This is a genomic window from Streptomyces sp. P17, assembly GCF_032436805.1.
Classification (GTDB): domain Bacteria; phylum Actinomycetota; class Actinomycetes; order Streptomycetales; family Streptomycetaceae; genus Streptomyces.
Genome location: NZ_JAVRBF010001474.1, coordinates 1 through 237, shown reverse-complemented (window position 1 = coordinate 237; position 237 = coordinate 1). Strand labels below are relative to the sequence as shown.

Annotated in this window: 1 protein-coding gene; it reads right to left on the bottom strand. The window is 40.9% G+C overall.

The features are described 5' to 3' along the window. Nucleotides 1–208 (bottom strand): 1,3-beta-galactosyl-N-acetylhexosamine phosphorylase N-terminal domain-containing protein (locus RMT89_RS45390; protein ID WP_315889593.1); only part of this gene is annotated, 208 nt, incomplete at its 3' end. Nucleotides 209–237 lie beyond the last annotated feature (29 nt).

Here is a 237-nt window from a genome sequence, read left to right as displayed (position 1 = left end):
CCACAAATTTAGGGAACTTATAAGCTAGACTAAGGTATCCGCCATAACCAATTCTATCAACAGGATTTCTCATAATAGCACGACGAGCTGTTAACCAATTCTTGTTGGCTTCAATGACAGGGTCATTTCCCTCATAAAAAGTATCAGGGAAGAAATAAGGTAGGAACCTTCCTTCTGTATACTTAACGTGAGGGATATCAGAAATCATGCGTAGAGTAGCCCCACCTCCAACAGAAC